14 protein-coding genes and 3 tRNA genes are annotated in these 17723 nt (G+C 67.8%); all 17 read left to right on the plus strand.

The window, feature by feature from the left end; all coding sequences use genetic code 11:
• Nucleotides 1–117: 117 nt before the first annotated feature.
• The 17 genes from IEZ13_RS21645 to IEZ13_RS21725 all read left to right on the plus strand — a co-directional run bounded on the left by IEZ13_RS21645 (nucleotide 118) and on the right by IEZ13_RS21725 (nucleotide 17681).
• Complete coding sequence (locus IEZ13_RS21645; RefSeq protein ID WP_183222816.1) at nucleotides 118–2646, plus strand: putative bifunctional diguanylate cyclase/phosphodiesterase; 2529 nt, start codon at nucleotides 118–120, stop codon at nucleotides 2644–2646.
• A 95-nt stretch (nucleotides 2647–2741) separates the two neighbouring features.
• Nucleotides 2742–2814: transfer RNA gene (locus IEZ13_RS21650), tRNA-Thr, on the plus strand.
• Between the two features lie 50 nt (nucleotides 2815–2864).
• Nucleotides 2865–2937, plus strand: a tRNA-Met gene (locus IEZ13_RS21655).
• A 106-nt stretch (nucleotides 2938–3043) separates the two neighbouring features.
• Complete coding sequence (gene rpmG, locus IEZ13_RS21660; protein ID WP_014687739.1) at nucleotides 3044–3211, plus strand: 50S ribosomal protein L33; 168 nt, start codon at nucleotides 3044–3046, stop codon at nucleotides 3209–3211.
• Between the two features lie 138 nt (nucleotides 3212–3349).
• Nucleotides 3350–3799, plus strand: a complete 450-nt coding sequence (locus tag IEZ13_RS21665) for a MaoC family dehydratase N-terminal domain-containing protein (protein ID WP_183222817.1) — start codon at nucleotides 3350–3352, stop codon at nucleotides 3797–3799.
• A complete protein-coding gene (locus tag IEZ13_RS21670; RefSeq protein WP_183222818.1) occupies nucleotides 3799–4194 on the plus strand; it encodes a MaoC family dehydratase in 396 nt (131 codons plus the stop codon). Before IEZ13_RS21665 ends, IEZ13_RS21670 begins: the two co-directional genes overlap by 1 nt.
• A gap of 79 nt (nucleotides 4195–4273) precedes the next feature.
• A tRNA-Trp gene (locus IEZ13_RS21675) sits at nucleotides 4274–4346 on the plus strand.
• A 105-nt stretch (nucleotides 4347–4451) separates the two neighbouring features.
• Complete coding sequence (secE, locus tag IEZ13_RS21680; protein WP_183222819.1) at nucleotides 4452–4826, plus strand: preprotein translocase subunit SecE; 375 nt, start codon at nucleotides 4452–4454, stop codon at nucleotides 4824–4826.
• Between the two features lie 44 nt (nucleotides 4827–4870).
• Nucleotides 4871–5581 carry a transcription termination/antitermination protein NusG gene (nusG, locus tag IEZ13_RS21685; RefSeq protein ID WP_183222820.1) on the plus strand — a complete coding sequence of 237 codons (711 nt, stop codon included), beginning with the start codon at nucleotides 4871–4873 and terminating at the stop codon, nucleotides 5579–5581.
• A gap of 79 nt (nucleotides 5582–5660) precedes the next feature.
• On the plus strand, nucleotides 5661–6380 hold the full coding sequence (gene rplA, locus IEZ13_RS21690; protein WP_183222821.1) for a 50S ribosomal protein L1: 720 nt from the start codon (nucleotides 5661–5663) through the stop codon (nucleotides 6378–6380).
• Between the two features lie 96 nt (nucleotides 6381–6476).
• Nucleotides 6477–7295: an ATP-binding cassette domain-containing protein gene (locus IEZ13_RS21695; RefSeq protein WP_183222822.1), complete on the plus strand. Its 819-nt coding sequence runs from the start codon at nucleotides 6477–6479 to the stop codon at nucleotides 7293–7295.
• Complete coding sequence (locus IEZ13_RS21700) at nucleotides 7292–7990, plus strand: hypothetical protein (RefSeq protein WP_183222823.1); 699 nt, start codon at nucleotides 7292–7294, stop codon at nucleotides 7988–7990. Before IEZ13_RS21695 ends, IEZ13_RS21700 begins: the two co-directional genes overlap by 4 nt.
• 272 nt (nucleotides 7991–8262) lie before the next feature.
• Nucleotides 8263–8808, plus strand: a complete 546-nt coding sequence (rplJ, locus tag IEZ13_RS21705) for a 50S ribosomal protein L10 (protein WP_183222824.1) — start codon at nucleotides 8263–8265, stop codon at nucleotides 8806–8808.
• Between the two features lie 51 nt (nucleotides 8809–8859).
• A complete protein-coding gene (rplL, locus tag IEZ13_RS21710; RefSeq protein ID WP_183222825.1) occupies nucleotides 8860–9240 on the plus strand; it encodes a 50S ribosomal protein L7/L12 in 381 nt (126 codons plus the stop codon).
• A 598-nt stretch (nucleotides 9241–9838) separates the two neighbouring features.
• Nucleotides 9839–13279 (plus strand): DNA-directed RNA polymerase subunit beta, encoded by a 3441-nt coding sequence (gene rpoB, locus IEZ13_RS21715; RefSeq protein WP_183222826.1) that lies wholly within the window; start codon nucleotides 9839–9841, stop codon nucleotides 13277–13279.
• 100 nt (nucleotides 13280–13379) lie between these two features.
• Nucleotides 13380–17270 (plus strand): DNA-directed RNA polymerase subunit beta', encoded by a 3891-nt coding sequence (locus IEZ13_RS21720; protein ID WP_183222827.1) that lies wholly within the window; start codon nucleotides 13380–13382, stop codon nucleotides 17268–17270.
• Between the two features lie 99 nt (nucleotides 17271–17369).
• Nucleotides 17370–17681 carry a hypothetical protein gene (locus IEZ13_RS21725; protein WP_183223035.1) on the plus strand — a complete coding sequence of 104 codons (312 nt, stop codon included), beginning with the start codon at nucleotides 17370–17372 and terminating at the stop codon, nucleotides 17679–17681.
• The last annotated feature ends 42 nt before the right edge of the window (nucleotides 17682–17723 follow it).

Consider the following 17723-nt stretch of genomic DNA (forward strand, 5'->3'; position numbering starts at 1 on the left):
CGACAGCTGAGGAAGCGACCAGCGCGGTCCAGGTTCAGAGCAACCCGGCGCTTGACTGGGCCTGATGGGTCACACAGGTTGACTGACTAGGGGCCGATCGGCTAGAGAGGATTCTCGATGGTCGAGCGGTCCCCGGTCCGGCATGGTGGCGCGCAGCGGGCGTGGTTGATCACGTGGCCGCTGGTGGTGTTCGCGCTTGTCTGCACGGCGGGCTTCTGGGTGGCCGAGCCTGGGTGGTATAGCGCTTGGCCGGCCGGCCTCGCGTTCTTCATCGCGTACCTGATCGCCTATCGGGACGTTTTCAACGTCGTCATCTGGCGCAGCAGCTTCACCGTCGCGGTCACCGACGTGCCGCTTGTTCTGGCCCTGTTCTACCTACCACCGGTGATGGTGGTCCTGGTGGTGAGCGGCGCCAATCTGGTGCACCACTTCCGGGCGAATTATCCGGTCACGAAGCTCTCCTTCAACGTCGCCAAGTCGGCCGCCGGCAACTGCGCGGCCCTGCTGCTGATCGCCTCCTTCGCGCCCATCGAGGACGCCGGCCCGCGCACCTGGGCCATCCTGGCCGCCGCGGTCGGCCTCAGCTATCTGGTCGAGCTCCTCAGCCTCGCCGGTGTGTTCACGCTCGTGCAGAGCCCGCGTACCGGCCGGGACGCGCTTCGCGCCGGCTTCTCCGCGATGACCGTCGACGGCATCAACATCGTGGTCGGCCTCATCTTCCTGGTCGCGCTCGAGGCGACCGCCTGGTCCGCCATCCTGCTCGCCATCCTGGTCGCCGCCCTGGTGATGGTCCTCCGGTCGTACGCGGAGTTCTTCCGCCGTCACCGGACCCTGGCCGAGGTCTACGAGCTGACCCAGGCGGTCCGGGACGAGAGCGGCCGCAGCGGTCTGCCCGACGTGCTGCTGGGCCGGGTGCGCTCGCTGATGCAGTCGGAGTTCGCGACGCTCTGGCTCGCCCCGCAGGGCCGGCATCCGGAGGTGCTGCTGACCGCCCGGGTCGAGCATCGGGGCCTGCTGGACATCGCGCCCATACCGGAGGAGGTCCGCCAGCGGGCGGTCGAGTTGAAGTCGGCGGTCGGTGTCGGCGCCCGCTTCGCCGAGACCGAGGACCTGCGGCCCTGCCTGCGGTCGGCGAAGGTCAAGGACGCCCTGGTCATCCCGTTGCGCTCGGGCCAGGCCATCATCGGCACGCTGGAGGTCGTCAACCGGGTCGGCGACAACCGTACCTTCCGGGAAGCCGACGTGCAGGTGCTTGAGACGATCGCCGCGCACGCCGCGGTCGCGGTGGAGAATTCGCGGTTGGTCGACCGGCTGCGCTACGACGCGTACCACGATCGGCTGACCGGCCTGCCCAACCGGCGCCGGGTGATCGACGCGCTCGCCGAGTCGGTCAAGGTCCGCGCCGAGGACGAGGTCGTCGCGATCATGCTGTTCGACGTCGACGGCCAGCGGAACGTGAACGAGTCGATGGGCCATGCGGCCGGCGACAAACTGCTCGTCGAGGCCGCCGACCGGATCCGCGGCATCGCCGACCCGGGAGCGCTGGTCGGCCGGATCGGTGGGGACGAGTTCGTGGTCACCCTGCGGGCCGCGAGCATCGACGCCACGATCGAGATCGCCACCCGGATGCGGGAGAGCCTCCGCGGCCCGATGGCGGTGGGCTCGCTCACCCTGGACGTGAACACAGCGGTCGGCGTCTCGATCTATCCCGACCACGGCAGCGACCCGGAGACCCTGCTCCAGCGGGCCGAGCTGGCCGCCAACGCGGCCAAGGTCCTGCCGTACGGCGTGCAGCCCTTCCACCCGGCCCTGGAGTCCCGTGCGGTCCGCCGCCTGGGCATCGCCGCCGACCTGCGCCGCGCCCTCGACAACGAGCAGCTGGAGGTCTACTTCCAGCCGAAGGTGACGCTCGCCGACCGGCACGTGCTGGGTGTCGAGTGCCTGGCCCGCTGGGTGCACCCGGCGCACGGCGAGGTCGCCCCGGAGGACTTCGTGGCGGTCGCCGAGCACACCGGCCAGCTGGCCCGGCTCACCGAGGTGGTGCTCGTCGCCGGCCTGCGCCGCTGCCGAGCCTGGACCGACGCGGAGCGGCCGCTCGCCATCGCGGTCAACCTCTCCGCCCGGACTCTGCTCGACTCGCACTTTCCGGAGCTGGTCCGGGACCTGCTGGAGGAGCACGGGGTGGATCCCGGCCTGGTCACCTTCGAGGTGTCCGAGCCGGGCATGCTGGGCGACATCGAGCGGGTCCTGCCGTCCCTCTACCGGCTGCGCGATCTGGGCGTGCGCCTGAGCGTCGACGACTTCGGGACGGGCGCCTCGTCGCTGGCCTATCTGCGCCAGTGGCCGGTCCACGAGGTGAAGATCGACGACAGTTTCGTCCAGGGCATGGCCACCGATTCGGGTGACCTCGCGATCGTCCGTGCGGTGATCGGCCTGTCCCGGGAGTTCGGCCTCACCGTGGTCGCCGAGGGTGTGGAGAGCGAGCTGACCCTGGAGCTGCTCGAGGAGATGGGCTGCGAGATCGGTCAGGGCTATCTGTTCAGCCGGCCCCTGCCGTTCGAGCGTCTGGAGGCCTGGCTGAGCGCTCAGACCGAGCCGGAGTCCACCCCCACCGGTGAGGTCCGCCGGCTCCGAGCAGTCATCTGACCAGGCGTTTCCCGGTAAAGGGGGTACTGATTTCACCCCCGCCGACAGGCCGTGTAGTCTTACTCCTGCAGCGAGCGAGAGATCGCAAGCCGCAAGCCCCCTTAGCTCAGTCGGCAGAGCGTCTCCATGGTAAGGAGAAGGTCTACGGTTCGATTCCGTAAGGGGGCTCTACCGGGTTCGTTCCGCCTCGTCAGGCGCTGAACTGATGAGCCTGGCTCGGCGGTGTAGCTCAGTCGGTAGAGCAAACGACTCATAATCGTTGTGTCGCCGGTTCAAGTCCGGCCATCGCTACTCTTCTGTAATGCCCCACCGGGGCCCCACTTTGCGAAGCGGCTGACCGAGCGTCTACGCTGGTTCGTCGTCAGTAAGAAACCCGTTAGCAGGAAGGCACCCCGCCGTGGCCAAGGCGACCGACGTCCGTCCGAAGATCACCCTGGCGTGCACGGAGTGCAAGGACCGGAACTACATCACCAAGAAGAACCGGCGTAACGACCCGGACCGCGTGGAGCTGAAGAAGTTCTGCCCGCGCGACGGGAAGCACACCCTGCACCGCGAGACCCGTTGATCTCGCGCAACATCTGATCTTCACACTGCGCCGCCCGGAGTCATTCCGGGCGGCGCAGTGCTGTTTCCGCAGCATCCTCGATATTTTTGCACTCACAGTGCTATTTCTGCGGTGGCCCCGGAGGGTAGTTTGTGGGGCATGCCTCTGGACCAATCGTTCGTCGGCCGTAGCTGGCCGCCCACCGAGCCGTACCTGGTCGGTCGGGAGAAGATCCGTGAGTTCGCCCGGGCGATCGGCGCCACCGACGCGGCGTACCACGACCCCGCGGCCGCGCGTGCCCTCGGTTATCCGGACGTGGTGGCCCCGCCCACCTTCCCGGTCGCGATCACCATGGCGGCCAGCCGTCAGGTCATCGCCGACCCGGCCCTGGGCCTCGACTACACCCGGGTGGTGCACGGCGACCAGCGGTTCGCCTACACCCGTCCGGTGGTCGCCGGGGACGCCCTGGTCTGCGTCAATTCGGTGGACGAGATCATCAGTCGGGGTGGGCACGAGTTCATCACGACCCGGACCGAGGTGACCACCGAGGCCGGCGAGCCGGTGGTGACCGTCTGGTCGAAGCTGGTCCAGCGCGGTGAGGAGCACTGATGACCGACGCATTGGAGCCGAAGACCTTTCGGGTGACCCGGGCCGATCTGGTCCGCTACGCGGGCGCCTCGGGCGACTTCAACCCGATCCACTGGAGTGAGCGGGTCGCCACCGGCGTCGGGCTGCCCGGCGTCATCGCGCACGGCATGTTCACGATGGCCCTGGTGGGCCGTGCCGTCACCGAGTGGGCCGGCGCGCCGGACGCGGTGGTCGAGTTCAGTGTGCGGTTCAGCCGCCCCGTCCCGGTGCCCGACACCGACGAGGGGACCGAGGTCGTGGTGTCCGCCACGGTCAAGGAGGTCACCGATGAGGGGCACACTCGGCTGAGCCTGACTGCGACATGCAACGGGGACAAGGTACTGTCCTTGGCACAGGCGCTCATCAGTAAGCGGTAGCCCGGGTTGGGGTAATGCCGGGCGTACCGGTACAGTGATGCGCCGTGGGGCTGTGAGTCGAAAGACAGCAGCTCCGCAAAGGGGTGTAGCTCAATTGGCAGAGCAGCGGTCTCCAAAACCGCAGGCTGCAGGTTCAAGTCCTGTCACCCCTGCGCATTTCTCCTCGACGTGCCCGCCCGGTGCGCGGTCCGCACAAATTCCGCGTCCGGTCGAGCTCTGACGGGATTCAAGACCACCGACGACGGAAGTAGGGCGAAGTGGCCGAGAAGGACCGGCCCGGTGACGACGTCCCGGGCGACGACGAGCTGCTCGCCGCCGCCGCCGGTGGCGATGTTCCGGACGACAACGCCGATGACGCGCTGGTGACCGCCGGTGGTGGCACCGCTGTCGCCGAGCGGAGTGACTCGGAAAGCCCCAAGGCCAAGAAGTCGGGCCGGCGTTCGGGTCTCTTCGGCCGGGTGGGCGGCTTCTTCCGTGAGGTCGTCAGCGAGCTTCGCAAGGTCATCTGGCCGACCCGTAAAGAGCTGCTCACCTACACCGGTGTGGTGATCGTCTTCGTGGTGGTCATGACCACCATCGTGGCCGGCCTGGACTACGCGTTCGGTAAGGCGATGCTATGGGCGCTGGGCTGACGTCCAGCGATCCGCGAACCGAAGACTTTTGGAAGTGAGCGAGCGTGCCTGAGTACGACGACGAGACCGCGCAGTTTGCTGACGAGCAGTCGTCGCCGGAGACCGAAGAGCCGGTCGAGGCCGCCGAGCCGGTCGAGGCTCAGGCGCCCGAGGCTGACGAGGACTACGACCCGGTCAAGGAGCTGCGGCAGAAGCTGCGCTACGCCCCCGGCGACTGGTATGTCGTGCACTCCTACGCGGGCTACGAGAACAAGGTCAAGACCAACCTCGAGACCCGGATCACGAGCCTCGACATGGAGGACTTCATCTTCCAGGTCGAGGTGCCGACCCGCGAAGAGGTCGAGGTCAAGAACGGCAAGCGCAACCAGGTGCAGGCCAAGGTCTTCCCCGGCTACATCCTGGTCCGGATGGACCTGAGCCCGGAGTCCTACTCCTGCGTGCGCAACACGCCCGGTGTGACCGGCTTCGTGGGCGCCACCGACCGGGTCGACCGGCCGGCCCCGCTCTCCCTCGACGAGGTGCTGAAGTGGCTGGCCCCGGCTGTCCAGGCCGAGGAGAAGAAGGCGAAGCCCGAGATCAAGGTGCTCGACTTCGAGGTGGGCGACTCGGTCACGGTGACCGACGGCGCGTTCGCCTCGCTGCCGGCCTCGATCAGCGAGATCAACGCCGACCAGCAGAAGCTCAAGGTCCTGGTGTCGATCTTCGGCCGGGAGACCCCGGTCGAGCTGAACTTCAACCAGGTCACCAAGATCTGATCGTCGGATCCCCGGCGATATCAGTGGGAGGGGCCGCGCATTCGAAGCGGCCCCGCCATCTACCACAGGAGTAAGAGAAATGGCTCAGCGCAGCAAGGTGTACCGCGCCGCCGTCGAGAAGATCGACGCCAACAAGCTCTACGAGCCGAAGGACGCGGTCGCCCTCGCCAAGGAGACCGGCTCCGCCAAGTTCGACGCCACCGTCGAGGTCGCGATGCGCCTCGGTGTCGACCCGCGTAAGGCCGACCAGATGGTCCGCGGCACCGTCAACCTGCCGCACGGCACCGGTAAGACCGCCCGCGTGATCGTGTTCGCCCAGGGCGCGAAGGCCGAGGAGGCCGTCGCGGCCGGCGCCGACGAGGTCGGCACCGACGAGCTCGTCGCCCGGATCCAGGGTGGCTGGCTGGACTTCGATGCCGCGATCGCGACGCCGGACCAGATGGCCAAGATCGGCCGGATCGCCCGGATCCTCGGCCCGCGTGGCCTCATGCCGAACCCGAAGACCGGCACCGTGACCATGGACGTCACCAAGGCCGTCAACGAGATCAAGGGCGGCAAGATCACCTTCCGGGTGGACAAGCACTCCAACCTGCACCTGATCATCGGCAAGGCGTCCTTCTCGGCGGAGCAGCTGATCGACAACTACGGCGCGGTCCTCGACGAGGTCCTGCGCTCGAAGCCGTCGGCCGCCAAGGGCAAGTACCTGAAGAAGGTCACCATCACCACCACGATGGGCCCCGGCATCCAGGTCGACCCGAACGTGCAGAAGAACCTGCGCGGCGCGGACGCCACCGCCTGACGGTCGCATCTCTCGAAATCCCTCGGGGACTTCCCCGGGGGATTTCGCGTTCCCCGGGCCTGCGTCGAGGGCGATCTCTGTGGCAGGCTTCCGGCCGTGCGCTTCGACAAAGTCTGGTTCCGGTACGCGCGACGCGCCGACTGGACGCTCCAGGACATCGACGCCGCCGTGGAGCCCGGGCAGACGATCGTGGTGCTCGGCCGCAACGGCGCCGGCAAGTCGACCCTGCTGCAACTCGCCGCGGGGGTGCTCCGCCCGTCCCGCGGTGTGGTCCGTGACCGGCCGGCCGTGGTGGGCTGGGTCCCCGAACGCTTCCCGGCCACCCAGCCGTTCACCACGATCGGCTACCTGCGCTCGATGGCCCAGGTCCGTGGCCTGCCCGCGGCCGACGCCGACCGGTGGCTCGAGCGGCTCGGCCTGACCGGGCACGCCGAGACCCCGCTGCCGGACCTGTCCAAGGGCACCGCGCAGAAGGTCGGCCTGGCCCAGGCTCTGCTCACCACACCCGGCCTGCTGGTCCTGGACGAGCCGTGGGAGGGTCTCGACGCCCCGTCCCGTCAGCTCATCCCGGAACTCGTCACCGAGGTCACCGGCGCCGGCGGCGCGGTCCTGGTCAGCGATCACCGGGGCGAGATCGCCAACCTGCCGGGCGCGATCCACTGGACCGTCACCGGCCACGGGCTGCACCACACCGGCGAGCCCGAGCCGGACACCGGCGCCGACGAGGTGGTGGTCGAGGTGGTGGCGCGACGGCACGAGGCCGCCGCGACGGTGGACCGGCTCCGTGCCTCCGGCCACCGTGTCCTCGGGGTCCGGGAGCGAGACCCGGCCGGGGTACGCGGAACGAGCTCCGTCCCGGGGCAGAGGGCGATGGGCGTACCCGGAATCGAGAGCACCGAGAGCGAGGGGCGATGATCGCGCTGACCCGGATGCGCCTCGCCGGTTTTCTGCGCGGTGGTCGCGCCGTGGCGCCCCTGATCACCGTGCTGGTGATCCTCTCCATCCTCTACGGTGGCGGGCCGTCGCTCGCCATGCACGCCTACGCCTACTCGGCGGTCTGCCTGTTCCCGGTGCTGGCCTGGCTCACCAAACTGCTGCTGGACACCGAACCGGACGCTCAGCGCCGGCTGGCCCGCCTCGCCGTCGGCCCGTTCCGGGAGGGCGCTGGCGGCCTGCTCGCGGCCGTGCTCCTCGCCTCGGTGGTGTGCCTGGTCGCGATGCTGGCCCCGTGGCCGTTCGGCGCGATCGCCCCGCCGCGACCCGATACCGCCGAACCGTCGACGCAGACCGGCATCCTGCTCGGGATCCTGGCACACGTGCTGTCGACGGCCGCCGCCGTGACGCTGGGCGCCCTGTCCGGCCGAGCGGTCACCCGGCGGGTCCTGCCCGGTGTCGTGGTCCTGGTGAGCGGCTCGATCCTGGTCATCGTGCTCGGCCTGACCGGCTCGATCGCCCCGTGGCTGGTGCCGCCGGTGATGGCCACCGCCCGGGAGATGGGCGGGGACCACCCCCCGAACGCCGCCACCCTGCTGGTCCTGGTCGTCTGGACGGTCCTGTGGTGTGCCGTGGCCCTCACCGGGTACGCCGGCTTGCGGCGCGCACGCTCGTAGTCCCGCCCCGATTTGGCGTTCCGTGACAGGTCCGCGTACTGTGCATCTCGAAGTTCCACCCATAGACCGCTGGTCGCCGCAGCAGCCGTCATCTCGACGGACGCCGTGGCCGAAGGTCCCGCTGAAAGCGGGCGACCCGCGTAGGGAGAACGGTTCGTGATCGTCGACCGCGTGTGAGCGTGTGTTCGAGTCCGCCCCGTGCCCTGCGCCGGGGCGTTTTGCTTTGTACGGACCCTCTCGACCAGTGGCTGAAGCACTGAGAGAGGAGGGACATGGCGGACAAGCCGGTCCGGGCCGACAAGGCTTCGGCTGTTTCCGAGCTCACGGATCACTTCCGTGGTTCGGCGGCCACCGTGTTGACCGAATACCGCGGCCTCACCGTGAAGGAGCTCACCGAGCTCCGGCGGTCGCTGGGCGGCGAGAACAAGTACGCCGTCGCCAAGAACACGCTCGCGAAGCGTGCCGCGGCTGACGCGGGTATCGAGGGCCTCGACGCGCTGTTCACCGGTCCTACCGCGCTCGCCTTCGTGAACGGTGACGTGGTCGAGGCGGCCAAGGGCCTCCGTGCCTTCGCCAAGGCCCACCCCGTTCTCGTCATCAAGGGCGGTGTCTTCGAGGGCAAGGCCATCACGGCGGACGAGGTCAACAAGCTTGCTGACCTCGAGTCCCGTGAGGTTCTGCTGGCCAAGCTGGCCGGCGCCATGAAGGCCAACCTGAGCAAGGCCGCTGCCACCTTCCAGGCGCCCCTCACCAAGACGGTGCGCACGGTCGAGGCTCTGCGGGCGCAGCGCGAGCAGGCCGGTTCCACCGAGGCCTGATGCCTCGCGTGAACCGTTAAACGTCAGAAAACTTAGGAAAGGTTGCCTCACATGGCGAAGATCAGCACCGAAGACCTGCTCGAGGCCTTCAAGGAGATGACCCTCATCGAGCTCTCCGAGTTCGTGAAGGAGTTCGAGAACGTCTTCGACGTCAAGGCTGCCGCCCCGGTCGCCGTTGCCGCCGCCACGGGTGCCGCCCCGGCCGAGGCCGAGGCCGAGAAGGACTCCTTCGACGTTGTCCTCGAGGGCGACGGTGGCAAGAAGATCCAGGTCATCAAGGTCGTGCGTGAGCTGACCGGCCTGGGCCTCAAGGAGGCCAAGGACGCCGTCGAGTCCGCCCCGAAGGCGATCCTCGAGGGTGTCAACAAGGAGAAGGCCGAGGCCGCCAAGGCCAAGCTCGAGGGTGAGGGCGCCAAGGTCACCCTCAAGTGATCTAACGCTTCACAGTGTCATCGGTCGATGGCGGGGATCCGTTCCGGGTCCCCGCCATCGCTGTTTCTCGAGCCGTCCGCGCAGCTCAACGGCGCGCCGTCGAGCGGTCCTCGCCGCGGGCGGCAAAGACTGCCAAAGTTCGCCATTTGTACGTCACGGGCCCTCCGGTGCGCCGGGCGGATGACCGCGGGCGTCCGACCCGCGGCACAGCCCTTGACTGTGTGTCGGCGGACAGGCACGCTGACATCAGCAAGTTTCCGCGCTTGCGACAGCCGCCCGCTGGGTAACGGATCTACTGCCGATACCTGTCGGACTGGCACCAGAGGGTTAGTTGCCGCGTTTCTGAGCGGCCCCGTCCCGGCCCTGACCGTAGAGGTCCAGGTCAGCCGCGACGGTGGCATGTTCCGCAGGCCACCTCGGGTGTGGGCTGGACAGCGGTTAGCCAAGCGGCTACACTGCTAGTTTGCGCTGCCTTCTGTCTTGAAGCCTCTCGGGATATCCATGTGGATAACTTCCCGGGGGCTCATTGGAGTGCACGCAGACCAGTTGCATCAGCAACTCAGCCGCATAGCAGCACCGGTCCTCGGAAGGACGCATCTTGGCAGCTTCCCGCCCTGCGAAGACCAGCCGTACGTCGAGCGCTTACGCACCCCGCCGGGTCTCTTTCGGCCGGATCACCGAGCAGCTAGAGGTCCCCAACCTCCTCGCACTCCAGACCGAGTCCTTCGACTGGCTGGTCGGCAATGAGGGTTGGCAGGCCCGGACGACGGACGACCCGCACGCCCACTCGGGCCTCGCAGAGATCCTCGAAGAGATCAGTCCCATTGAGGACTTCTCCGGCACCATGTCGCTGTCCTTCTCGTCTCCGCGCTTCGACGAGGTGAAGGCCTCGATCGAGGAGTGCAAAGAGAAGGACCTGACCTACTGTGCCCCGCTGTTCGTGACCGCGGAGTTCACCAACAACACCACTGGCGAGATCAAGAGCCAGACCGTGTTCATGGGTGACTTCCCGATGATGACCCCCAAGGGGACGTTCGTCATCAACGGCACCGAGCGGGTCGTGGTGAGTCAGCTCGTCCGTTCGCCGGGCGTGTACTTCACCAAGGAGCCGGACAAGACCTCCGACCGCGACCTCACCAGCGTCAAGGTCATCCCGAGCCGGGGTGCCTGGCTGGAGTTCGACATCGACAAGCGCGACACCGTCGGTGTCCGTATCGACCGCAAGCGTCGGCAGGCCGTCACCGTCCTGCTGAAGGCGATCGGCTGGTCCGCCGACCAGATCCGTGAGCGCTTCGGCTGGTCCGAGCTGCTCATGACGACGCTGGAGAAGGACCACATCGCCGGGCAGGACGAGGCCCTGCTCGACATCTACCGCAAGCTGCGCCCGGGCGAGCCCCCCACCCGGGAGAACGCGCAGACCCTGCTCGACAACCTCTTCTTCAACCCGAAGCGGTATGACGTCGCCAAGGTCGGCCGGTACAAGTTCAACAAGAAGCTCGAGATCGACGTGCCGATCGTCCGTGGCACGCTGACCGAGGAAGACGTCGTCCGTACCGTCGAGTACCTCTGTCGGCTGCATGCCGGTGAGGACGGTTACGAGGCCGACGACATCGACCACTTCGGCAACCGGCGCCTGCGCACGGTCGGCGAGCTCATCCAGAACCAGGTCCGCGTGGGCCTCTCCCGGATGGAGCGGGTCGTCCGTGAGCGGATGACGACCCAGGACGTCGAGGCGATCACGCCGCAGACCCTGATCAACATCCGGCCGGTCGTGGCCGCGATCAAGGAGTTCTTCGGCACCTCGCAGCTGTCGCAGTTCATGGACCAGACGAACCCGCTCGCGGGTCTGACCCACCGTCGCCGTCTGTCGGCGCTCGGCCCGGGTGGTCTGAGCCGTGAGCGGGCCGGCTTCGAGGTCCGCGACGTGCACCCGTCCCACTACGGCCGGATGTGCCCGATCGAGACCCCTGAGGGCCCGAACATCGGTCTGATCGGCGCGCTCTCGACGTTCGCGCGGGTCAACCCGTTCGGCTTCATCGAGACGCCGTACCGGAAGGTCGAGAACGGTGTCGTCAGCGACGAGGTGCACTACCTCACCGCCGATGAGGAAGACCGGTTCATCAAGGCCCAGGCGAACGCCGTGCTGTCCAGCGACGGCACCTTCGCCGAGGACCGCGTCCTGGTCCGCCGTAAGGGCGGTGAGGTCGACTACGTGCCCGGCACCGAGGTCGACTACATGGACGTCTCGCCGCGGCAGATGACCTCCGTCGCGACCGCGATGATCCCCTTCCTCGAGCACGACGACGCGAACCGTGCCCTCATGGGCGCGAACATGCAGCGTCAGGCCGTGCCGCTGGTCAAGGCGGAGTCGCCGCTGGTCGGCACCGGTATGGAGTACCGCGCCGCGGTCGACGCCGGTGACGTGGTCGTCGCCGAGGTCGGCGGTGTCGTCGAGGACCTGTGCGCCGACTACGTGACGGTGCACCAGGACGACGGCCACCGGCGTACCTACCTGCTGCACAAGTTCCGCCGGTCGAACGCGGGCTCCTGCGTCAACCAGAAGCCGATCGTGTTCGAGGGCGACCGCGTCGAGGCCGGCCAGGTCATCGCCGACGGTCCCTGCACCGACGAGGGCGAGATGGCGCTCGGGCGCAACCTGCTCGTCGCCTTCATGTGCTGGGAGGGCCACAACTACGAGGACGCGATCATCCTGTCGCAGCGCCTCGTGCAGCAGGACGTCCTCACCTCGATCCACATCGAGGAGCACGAGGTCGACGCCCGCGACACCAAGCTGGGCCCGGAGGAGATCACCCGCGACATCCCCAACGTCAGCGAGGAGATGCTCGCTGACCTGGACGAGCGCGGCATCATCCGGATCGGCGCCGAGGTCGTCCCCGGCGACATCCTGGTCGGCAAGGTCACCCCGAAGGGTGAGACCGAGCTGACCCCGGAGGAGCGCCTGCTCCGCGCCATCTTCGGTGAGAAGGCCCGGGAGGTCCGGGACACCTCGCTGAAGGTTCCGCACGGCGAGACCGGCACGGTCATCGGCGTCCGGACGTTCTCCCGCGAGGACGGCGACGAGCTGCCCCCGGGTGTCAACGAGCTGGTCCGGGTCTACGTCGCCCAGAAGCGGAAGATCCAGGACGGCGACAAGCTCGCCGGCCGGCACGGCAACAAGGGCGTCATCTCCAAGATCCTGCCGGTCGAGGACATGCCGTTCCTGGAGGACGGCACCCCGGTCGACATCGTGCTCAACCCGCTGGGTGTGCCCTCGCGTATGAACATCGGCCAGGTCCTGGAGACCCACCTCGGGTGGATCGCCAAGACCGGTTGGTCGGTCGAGGGTGAGGACGAGGACTGGAAGCGTCAGCTCCGCTCGATCGAGGCCCACGAGTCTCCCGCCGACAGCAACGTCGCGACCCCGGTCTTCGACGGTGCCCAGGAGGAGGAGATCAAGGGTCTGCTCGAGTCGACGCTGGTCAACCGCGACGGTAAGCGGCTGGTCAACGGCGACGGTAAGGCGCAGCTGTTCGACGGTCGCTCCGGTGAGCCGCTGCCGGACCCGATCTCGGTCGGCTACGTCTACATCCTCAAGCTGAACCACCTGGTCGACGACAAGATCCACGCTCGGTCGACCGGCCCGTACTCGATGATCACGCAGCAGCCGCTGGGTGGTAAGGCGCAGTTCGGTGGCCAGCGGTTCGGCGAGATGGAGTGCTGGGCCATGCAGGCCTACGGGGCGGCCTACGCCCTGCAGGAGCTGCTCACCATCAAGTCCGACGACGTCCTGGGCCGAGTGAAGGTCTACGAGGCCATCGTCAAGGGCGAGAACATCCCGGAGCCGGGAATCCCGGAGTCGTTCAAGGTGCTTCTCAAGGAGCTCCAGTCGCTGTGCCTGAACGTTGAGGTGCTGTCCAGCGACGGTGTGGCGCTCGAGATGCGTGAGACCGACGACGAGGTCTTCCGGGCCGCGGAGGAACTCGGCATCGACCTGTCCCGTCGCCCGAACGAGGGCGTCAGCAGCGTCGAAGAGATCTGACGGAGAGCGTCCTCGGCCGGCCCCGATCACCGGGGCCGGCCGGGGGCGCCCCCGCCGGCCTTGAATTCACCCGAGCAACGAAACACGAGGGATAGTCCAAGTGCTCGACGTCAACTTCTTCGACGAGTTGCGCATCGGCCTTGCTACCGCTGACGACATCCGGCAGTGGTCGCACGGCGAGGTCAAGAAGCCCGAGACGATCAACTACCGCACCCTCAAGCCCGAGAAGGACGGACTCTTCTGCGAGAAGATCTTCGGTCCGCAGCGGGACTGGGAGTGCTACTGCGGTAAGTACAAGCGCGTCCGGTTCAAGGGCATCATCTGTGAGCGCTGTGGCGTCGAGGTGACCCGCTCCAAGGTCCGGCGTGAGCGCATGGGCCACATCGAGCTGGCCGCCTCCGTCACCCACATCTGGTACTTCAAGGGCGTTCCGAGCCGGCTGGGCTACCTGCTCGACCTGGCTCCGAAGGACCTCGAGAAGATCATTTACTTCGCCTCGTACGTGGTGACGAGCGTTGACGCCGAGTCGCGTCACCGTGACATGTCCACGATCGAGAACGAGATCTTCGCCGAGAAGCGCCAGTCCGAGAACGGCCGCGACTCCGAGATCGAGAAGCGTGCCGCGAAGCTGGAGCAGGACCTCGCCGAGCTCGAGGCCGAGGGTGCCAAGGCCGACGTGCGCCGCAAGGTCAAGGAAGCCGGCGAGCGCGAGATGCGCCAGATCCGGGACAAGGCGCAGCGCGAGATCGACCGCCTCGACGAGGTGCTCGACACCTTCCGCAAGCTCGACTCCAAGCAGCTGGTCACCGACGAGCTGCTCTACCGCGAGCTGCGCGACCGCTTCGGTGAGTACTTCACCGGTGGCATGGGCGCCGAGGCGATCAAGGCCCTGCTCGAGAACATGGACCTGGACGCCGAGGCGGAGAACCTTCGGGAGATCATCCGTTCCGGCAAGGGCCAGCGGAAGATTCGGGCGCTCAAGCGGCTCAAGGTCGTCGCGGCGTTCCTGAACACCCGCAACTCACCGCTCGGCATGGTCCTGGACTGCGTCCCGGTCATCCCGCCGGACCTGCGCCCGATGGTGCAGCTCGACGGTGGCCGTTTCGCGACCTCCGACCTGAACGATCTGTACCGCCGGGTCATCAACCGGAACAACCGCCTCAAGCGACTGATCGACCTCGGCGCGCCCGAGATCATCGTCAACAACGAGAAGCGGATGCTCCAGGAGGCCGTCGACGCGCTGTTCGACAACGGCCGTCGTGGCCGGCCGGTCACCGGTCCGGGTAACCGCCCGCTGAAGTCGCTCTCCGACATGCTCAAGGGCAAGCAGGGCCGGTTCCGTCAGAACCTGCTCGGCAAGCGTGTCGACTACTCGGGTCGTTCCGTCATCGTCGTCGGCCCCCGGCTCAAGCTGCACCAGTGCGGCCTGCCGAAGCAGATGGCGCTGGAGCTGTTCAAGCCGTTCGTGATGAAGCGCCTGGTGGACCTGAACCACGCGCAGAACATCAAGTCCGCCAAGCGGATGGTCGAGCGGCAGCGCCCGGTCGTGTGGGACGTCCTCGAAGAGGTCATCTCCGAGCACCCGGTTCTGCTGAACCGTGCGCCGACCCTGCACCGTCTGGGCATCCAGGCCTTCGAGCCGCAGCTGGTCGAGGGCAAGGCGATCCAGATCCACCCGCTCGTCTGCACCGCGTTCAACGCGGACTTCGACGGTGACCAGATGGCGGTCCACGTGCCGCTGTCGGCCGAGGCGCAGGCCGAGGCCCGGATCCTGATGCTGTCGTCGAACAACATCCTCAAGCCGGCCGACGGCAAGCCGGTCACCATGCCCACCCAGGACATGGTCATCGGGCTGTACTACCTGACCCACATGACGCCCGGTGCCAAGGGCGAGGGCCGGGTGTTCAGCTCGGACGCCGAGGCGCGGATGGCGTTCGACAACGGTGAGCTGCACCTCCAGGCGCCGGTGAAGATCCGTCTTCGGGACGTCATCGGGGTGGACAACGGCGCCAAGGGCGAGGCCTGGGTCGCGCCGGAGGAGTGGGTCGAGGGCGACCCGGTGCTGGTCGAGACCACGCTGGGCCGCGTCATCTTCAACGAGACGCTGCCCACGGGCTACCGGTACGTGAACTACGAGATCCGCAAGGGTCAGCTGTCGGCGATCGTCAACGACCTCGCCGAGCGCTTCCCCAAGGTCGCCCTGGCCGCGACCCTGGACGCGCTCAAGGAGGCCGGCTTCCACTGGGCCACCTGGTCCGGTGTGACGATCGGCATGGGCGACGTCATCGGTCCTCCGCGCAAGCCGGAGATCCTCGCTCGGTACCAGGTCGAGGCGGACCGCATCGACAAGCAGTACCAGCGTGGTCTGATGACCGGTGAGGAGCGCCGCGGCGAGCTCATCGAGATCTGGACCAAGGCGACCAACGAGATCTCCAAGGAGATGGAGACGGCGCTGCCGCAGGAGAACCCGCTCTGGGTGATGATTAACTCCGGCGCTCGCGGTAACCTCCTCCAGCTCCGGCAGATCGCCGCGATCCGTGGTCTGGTGGCCAACCCCAAGGGCGAGATCATCCCGCGGCCGATCACCTCGTCGTACCGTGAGGGTCTGACCGTTCTGGAGTACTTCATCTCCACGCACGGTGCCCGTAAGGGTCTGGCTGACACCGCCCTGCGTACCGCCGACTCGGGTTACCTGACCCGTCGTCTGGTGGACGTCTCGCAGGACGTGATCATCCGCGAGGAGGACTGCGGCACCGAGCGCGCGATCCCGATGCAGGTGGGCGAGCGCGAGGCGGACGGCACCCTGGTCGTGCACGTGCACGCCGAGACCGGTGTGCACGCCCGTACTCTGGCCGACAACATCGACGACGCCAACGGCGACCGTGTGGTGTCGCGTGGTGACGACCTCAACTCGATCCTGGTCGACAAGCTGGTCGCGGCCGGCGTCGAGACGGTCCGGGTACGCAGCGTCCTCACCTGTGAGTCGAAGCTCGGCGTGTGCGCGGCCTGCTACGGCCGTTCGCTGCCGACCGGCAAGTCGGTCGACATCGGCGAGGCCGTCGGCATCATCGCGGCCCAGTCCATCGGTGAGCCCGGCACGCAGCTGACGATGCGTACCTTCCACACCGGTGGTGTCGCGGGTGAGGACATCACCCAGGGTCTGCCGCGTGTGCAGGAGATCTTCGAGGCCCGCGTGCCCAAGGGCAAGGCGCCCATCGCCGACACCCCGGGCCGCGTCCGCATCGAGGACGGCGAGCGGTCGCGGAAGATCATCGTGGTGCCGGACGACGGCAGCGACGAGATCGTCTACGACAAGATCTCGAAGCGGGTCAAGCTCCGCGCCCACGACGGCGACCACGTCAACGTCGGCGAGAAGCTCACCGAGGGCACCATCGACCCGCACGAGCTGCTCCGCATCATGGGCCCGCGCGCGGTCCAGGTCCACCTGACCAGTGAGGTCCAGGAGGTCTACCGCTCGCAGGGTGTGCTCATCCACGACAAGCACATCGAGATCATCATCCGCCAGATGCTCAAGCGGGTGACGGTCATCGACTCCGGCGCGACCGAGTTCCTGCCGGGTGTGCTGGTCGACCGGGCGCTCTTCGAGTCGGAGAACCGCCGGCTCGTGGGCGAGGGTGGCGAGCCCGCCGCCGGTCGTCCGGTGCTGATGGGTATCACCAAGGCCTCGCTGGCGACCGACTCCTGGCTCTCGGCGGCCTCGTTCCAGGAGACCACCCGGGTGCTCACCGACGCTGCGATCAACTCGCGCAGCGACTCGCTGGTGGGCCTCAAGGAGAACGTCATCATCGGTAAGCTCATCCCGGCCGGTACCGGTATCTCCAAGTACCGCAACATCCGGGTCGAGCCGACCGAGGAGGCCAAGGCGAAGGTGTACTCGATGACCGGGTACCCGGAGACCGACTACGGCTTCGGGCCGGCCAGCGGGCAGGCCGTGCCGCTGGACGACTTCGACTTCGGGTCGTACCGCTAAGGGTTTCTCCGCATGGGGCGGTCGCGCGAGGCGCGGCCGCCCCATGGGCGTTTCTAGGATGGTGGCGTGACGCTTCCCGTAGTTCCCACCCGTCACCCGATGGACCCCGAGCCGGTGCCGATGACGAAGGCCCGGGCGGTCTTCGCGCTGGGCCTGGTGGGGCTGCTCACCGGGCCGCTGGTGGGTGGGGTGATCCCGGCCACGCTGGCGTTGCTCCTGGCCCGTCAGTCGGCTCGTCAGGCGTACGCGGCGGGGGGTTATCTGACGGGCTCGGCCTGGATCCGGTGGGGCCGCCAACTCGCCTGGACCGGCCTCGTGCTGGCCGCGACAGCCCTGGTGGTGGCCTTGATCGCGGGGCTGTTGCACCTGGCGGCGCCGGGCGGGCAGGATTTCGCGCCCGGCACCGACTGACCGGCACGGTTCGGCCCGGCTCGGGTGGGCTGCACGGCCGCT

The organism is Actinoplanes campanulatus, assembly GCF_014647795.1.
GTDB classification, from domain to species: domain Bacteria; phylum Actinomycetota; class Actinomycetes; order Mycobacteriales; family Micromonosporaceae; genus Actinoplanes; species Actinoplanes campanulatus.